This window comes from Chryseobacterium sp. WG23, from assembly GCF_024586575.1.
GTDB lineage: Bacteria > Bacteroidota > Bacteroidia > Flavobacteriales > Weeksellaceae > Chryseobacterium.
The window spans coordinates 375,358-381,434 of the sequence record NZ_JALCZE010000004.1; the positions used below are offsets into that span (position 1 = coordinate 375,358).

At 34.9% G+C, this 6,077-nt stretch carries 3 protein-coding genes; all 3 read right to left on the reverse strand.

What is annotated here, in order from left to right:
* Nucleotides 1–12: 12 nt before the first annotated feature.
* Entirely contained in the window at nt 13–447 is a 435-nt protein-coding gene (locus MP477_RS08670) for a hypothetical protein (protein WP_257190073.1), read from the reverse strand.
* A 103-nt stretch (nt 448–550) separates the two neighbouring features.
* On the reverse strand, nt 551–2,446 hold the full coding sequence (locus MP477_RS08675) for a SusD/RagB family nutrient-binding outer membrane lipoprotein (RefSeq protein ID WP_257190074.1): 1,896 nt from the start codon (nt 2,444–2,446) through the stop codon (nt 551–553).
* 16 nt (nt 2,447–2,462) lie between these two features.
* Nucleotides 2,463–5,369 carry a SusC/RagA family TonB-linked outer membrane protein gene (locus MP477_RS08680; protein WP_257190077.1) on the reverse strand — a complete coding sequence of 969 codons (2,907 nt, stop codon included), beginning with the start codon at nt 5,367–5,369 and terminating at the stop codon, nt 2,463–2,465.
* Between the last annotated feature and the right edge of the window lie 708 nt (nt 5,370–6,077).

Here is a 6,077-nt window from a genome sequence, read left to right on the forward strand (position 1 = left end):
CGCAGATAAAGACTATGGTTTCTTTTTCTTCACTGCGGAAGTTGGTGATTGTTCGGGTGGTAAGTTTTTTCTGATATCAATATCATATTCTTTCTCAGCAAGATTTATCATCATATCGAAAAATATAACTTTCTTATCAGCAATGTAAGCCTGTTTCTCTAAAAATGCTTTCTGTTTTTCAAGCAGTTTAACTTCGGCTTCCAGTTCCATGATACGCTGTTCAGGTGTTTTTTTCATGGTGAATGGTGTTTGGTTTTCCCAATCAAAGTTACCATATTTTCTAAGCCAACTAACAATGGTTGAGCGTGCTTGTACACCATATTTTTTTCGACAGTCTGTAATTCCTGATTTTCCTGTTTCTATTTCTCTTACAATTTGAAGTTTCAAACTCAAACTGTAATCTTTCTGTGTACGCTTGACATAACGTGTTTCTAAATATTCTTCCATAACGATTGTTTTTTTATGTATCGCTATTTCAGGACGGGACATTTAAAACATATAAAAAGTCCTTCATCAAATGATAAAGGACTTTTTTGTATATAATTTTTAATTAATGCTTTGCCCACCAAAGAGGTGTTAAAACAGCATCAGCTCCTCCAAGCAACTGCACTGCCTTATCATATCCGGTTTGGTCAGTATTTCTGAATGTACTGGGATATCTCAATCTTTGCGGAAAATTCTGAATAGAATTAGTCATATAGTTTCCTGAATTTAAATTAGGTAAATTCACCAATGGAGTTTCCACCGCCGGATTTTCAAAGAATGGTAATCCTAATCTTCTCTGATCATTCCAGGCTTCTAACGGAAGCCATGGTGTATTGGCTAAATATTTTTGCGTGATGATCTTCGTTAACTTATCATTTTTAACTGATCCGTTTTTGTAAATAGTATTCACAGGATATTTAATATCAACAGAAACCAGATTACCCGTTGCAGGATCTTTATATTTCATACTGTGACTCGCTCCGGGTTCTGTTATATGCGTATAAGAAACAGAAGTTCCGTCACGGTTATAATCTGTGGAAGCAATATACTGTCCATAGAATTGTGATACTCCATTATAAGTAAAACTATCCTGTATTCCTTTGTTATAAGCGGCTTCGTCACTCATAGGAACAGTCCATCCTTTTAAGGCAGCTTCTGCCATAAGGAAATACGTTTCCCAGCTTGCAAAAAATATTCTGAAGTTTTTACTTTCTCTGTATTGTTTGCCTAATGCCGGCATACATCCTACTACATTTCTTAATCCGTTTCGCTGTCCTTTTACCCCCCAGTTTCCAATGGTATAAGCATTCCAGGTGTTTACGGCATTAACAGTGATTTTAGAATTATCAGCAAACGTCAAATCACCGTAATTGGTGGTAGCCTGATTGGTATAGGTTGGATAAAGAGAGTAAATAGGACTTGTCAAATCTCCCGGGATATAGAATGTTTTATAAGCTCTTGGGTCAATTTTATTAGGAAGCCCATCCAGCCAATAACCCGCACTGGGATCATTCGTCATTGTGGTGAACTGCTGATCATATTTTATTCCCACATAATCAGGGGCTTTCACAGCAGTATGCTGGGCTGCAGGCAGCTGGTCCGTAGAATTAATTCCCCCTAATCCAATATACATATTATTAAGAGTTGCCGATAAGATTTGAGAATTCCATTCTCTGGACATTACTCCTGATAGTGGATTCCAACCAGTGTCTTCCTTTACTGTAAAATTGTCTGCACTTGTAGTGATCAACATATTAGAGTTGGCAGCCGATTCAAACTCAGTTTTTGCTTTTGCAGGATCTACTTCGGCAATTCTCATGGCAATTCTCATTCTCATAGAATTGGCATATTTTACCCATTTACTCCAATTAAAACCATATACCATATCATAAGCATTGGGATTATTTGGAACACCTTGATTGGTATCCATTTTAGCTACGGCATCTTTCAGTTCATCCAAAATAAAATAATAGATTTCTTTCTCAGAATTAAAACCCGGATTTGTTCCCTTAAATGCCTGAATAGGCTGTGGACCAAAATTATCAGAAAATTCACTCATCAAATAGGCCCTCCAAATTCGGGAAACCTGAATGAGATTATCATAATGGGGCTTACCTTGCCCTATTGCTTTTTTTTCATTGGCTATCTCAATCGTTGCATTGGCATTATTAAGCCATTCTGAAATGCCTTTCCAGTATTCAACAGTCCAGGAATCATCGTATGTTCCCCCGGCAATCCCTGTTGTCAAATGCTGCCTTCCTGCAGTTTTCCAGTAGAGAACAAAAACACGCTCCGCAATATTGGGATCTTGCTGAGCACCCAAAATAGAATTATTCAAAAAATATTCAGGTTCAGCTTTATTAATGTCTACTGAGAAAGGATCATTGTTAATGTCTTCAAAATCGTTGCATGCCGTAAAAATTGTGGCCAGCGCTATGAAAGATAAAATATATTTCTTCATGATGTTATTATTGATATTAAAATCCTAATGTAATAGTGAATAAATAAGATCTTGTAGTAGGGAAAGCCATATTTTCAAATCCTACAGCATTGGAGTTAATGGCAAACACAGATTCAGGATCTATTCCTTTTGCTTTACTGTAAATCATCCATACATTATTGGCTGTAAATGAAACTTTAGCGCTTTGTAAAGCTAATTTTTGAAAGATACTTTTAGGAAAACTATAAGATACCTGAACATTTCTTAATCTAATATTAGTAGCATCGTAAATATTCTGTTCTGTAATTCCAAGATTGCCAGCCGTAACAGCAGCCCAATAATCTTGTTGAGTAATTTCTTTTGTATTAGATACATACCCTCCACCATTTTGTTGTACCACAGCATCAAGTACGAAATTATCCCGCCTTCCGCCCGGTGCAGTATCAGCTGCAAGCCCTACTTTTTGTAGAGCGGATTGAGTGGATGAATAAAACTTTCCTCCAATACGCCCATCAATAAGAAAAGAAAATCCAATATTTTTGTAAACGAAGCTATTTGTAAATCCAAATAAGGCTCTTGGAGTTTGATCACCTAAATAATACTGATCAGGAGTAGCTTGAGGTAAACCGTTTTCTCCTACAATGAGCTTACCAAAATTAGGGCTATTAGGATCTTCAACTCTTAAAAATTTCGTTCCATAAATAGCTCCATATGGTCTACCCACTTCTGCAAAAATACCAACATTATCAAAACCAGCCAAAGGGTACTTTAAAACATTATCATCAATCTTATCGATTACACTTTTCAATTTTGAGAAATTGGCATTAACATTCCATGCAAAAACCTCATTTTTAAAAACATCTGTATTTAAAACAATCTCAATTCCGCTATTACGAAGTCCCCCTGAACTTATTTTTTTAGCTTCATAACCGGAAAGAGGATTCATAGGCAAATCAATCAATTGCCCTGACGCACTGTTTCTAAAATAACTAAGATCTAAAGAAACCCGGTTAAAGAATTTAAGGTCTGCGCCTACTTCAAAAGTTTTCAGTTCTTCAGCCTGCAAATTAGAGTTATAAAGTATTTTTTTTCTCCCAAGAACTGCATGGCCAACAGGATCAGCACCAAGCTTATAAGTATTATATAATTCGTAAGGATTTAAAGAATTTCCTGTTACAGCATAGGCTGCACGCAATTTAGCAAATGTCAATATTTTAGAAGTCGTCCCGTTCAATTTATTCAGCATTTCAGTTAAAACCAAGGAGGTACTTATGGATGGATAAAAATAGGATCGATTTTCGATAGTTAAAGTAGAAGACCAGTCATTCCTTGCTGTAGCATTGATGAACCAATAACCATCATAATTAATTTCTGCTGCTGCAAATACTGAGTTAATTTTTTTCCAAAAATCTACTTCATTATTAGCTATACCTGCAAGGTCACTTGTATTATTTACACTAAAGACATTTGGGACAATAAGGTTCTGAGTAGAAAAATAAAGAGCTTTAGTTCTGCTTTCCATCATTTGCCCATATACGGAAACTGAACCTCCCCATTTTCCAAATAAATTATCTTTTTTAGCCGTAAGACTTGCTATATAATTGTTTTCATAAAACTTCTCTTCATTTGTTGCATAAGAATTTTTACGTGAAGATCCTGTCCACACCCTTGCATCAGAATTTAAAGAATAAAAATCTGTACCGAGTCTAACATCTGCACTTAACCAATCATTGAATTGATATTTAAGATATCCATTTAGTAAAAAACGATCTTTTTTATCTGCATTAAGGCTATTATAGGCTGACCAATAGGGATTAATTCCGTTAGGTGTAATCCAACGAGATGTTATATCATTCTGTGTTTGCCCTGCCTGATAATCTCTTATATCGATATTTTGTGGCATAAGGAGAATATTAGAATAATAATTACCATCTCCTCTTCCTCCAGAAGGCCTGTTTTTGGCTTTTGAACTAATATATTGTACTTTTACTTCTGATGTCCATCTTTTGTTTGCACCAAAAGTTGAATTCATTTTGGCCATAAAGTTGAATCTTTCAAACTTGGAATTAGGAATTTGGCTGTTATCATTTAAGTAATTTGCTGAAGTATATAAACTTGTCCCTTCTCCTAAGTTCTCCTGAAAGCTCAAAGTATGTTGTGAATTAATACCGGTTTTGAAAAAATTCTTTAAATTATCATATCTTTTTGATCCAGATACTTCAAAACTAGGGCCCCAAGAAGATGTATTATCACTATTGGCAGGATTTGGTATACCGGTAAGCCCCAGACCAAAACTTTTTTGCGTATCAGGTTTCATAAAGAGAGTTTCAAAACCTAAGCTTGTAGAATAGGTAATCCCTAACCCTCCCTTCTTTTTACCAGTTTTTGTAGTAATTAGAATTACACCATTTCCTCCTCTTGATCCATACAATGCAGAAGCTGCACCTCCTTTAAGAACAGAAATACTTTCTATATCTTCAGCATTAATATCGCCTAAACCGTTTCCCATATCCAAGTCAGGATTCCAAAAATCATTATTGTAATTCCCGTCATTTTGTTTAGGCTTCGATCCTAAATTGTTACTTAATGGTACCCCATCTACCACAATAAGAGGCTGATTATCGCCTTTAAATGAATTAAATCCTCTAAGATTTATCCTTGATGAAGAGGCAGGTCCAAAACCTGCTTTTATGACTTGTAGTCCAGAAACCTTTCCTACCAATGCATTGGTAACATTTGTTTCTTTAGCATCAACAAGGGTCTGTCCTTTCACATCCTGGAAAGAGTACCCTAAAGCTTTCTTCTCTTTTTTAACACCATAAGCTGTTACAACGATCTCATCAATTTTTGAAGCTTTAGTAGAGTCGGTATTCTGTGCATACAATCCATTAAAGCAAAAAATTACAGATGGGAGAAGTCCTATCTTAATTATTGTTCTATTCATATAATATATAATGATTTAAACAAATATAATATTTTAACAGTATTTAATAGTATGCCACTAAAAATTAAATAATATGCATAAAAACAACATTGATTTAATGGGAGTTATCTAAATAAAAGTTAATAAATCTCATATAAATAAAGGGAAAAACAGAGCAATTATGAATCCCAAAAAACGGTTGAGAGTAAGGAAAATCAAGAAATAAAAAAATGAAATGAAAATTAGAGTTATTTAAAAGCTAAGCTGTTTATTCCAACTTTATAACATTATAAGAATGGTAAGATTATGTCTGTTATAGGTAATGAGTTGAGAGTTGAGAGTGATTAATCGTGAATTGTGAATAATAGCTCCTGTTGTAAATTCAGTTTGTACAATTCAGTTTAGGATATAATATTTCAATAGGGACGGGCTTTAGCCCGTTCTCACCAAAAGAAAACCATCCATTGGCTTTAGCCTAAACTTAATAGAAGGGTTATGAGTTAGGAGTTGAGGGTTGACAGCACTATTAACTATCAACTATCAACTGAGATTGGGTATAGTTTAGAGTTGAAGTATAAGAGTATAGTTGTTATAGTATATAAACAAAAAAAAATCCTCTATCTTACGATAAAGGATTTTTAAAAATAAAATAAAAACTGGCGGCGGCCTACTCTCCCGCGTTAGCAGTACCATCGGCGCTGGTGGGCTTAACTTCTGTGTTCGGAATGG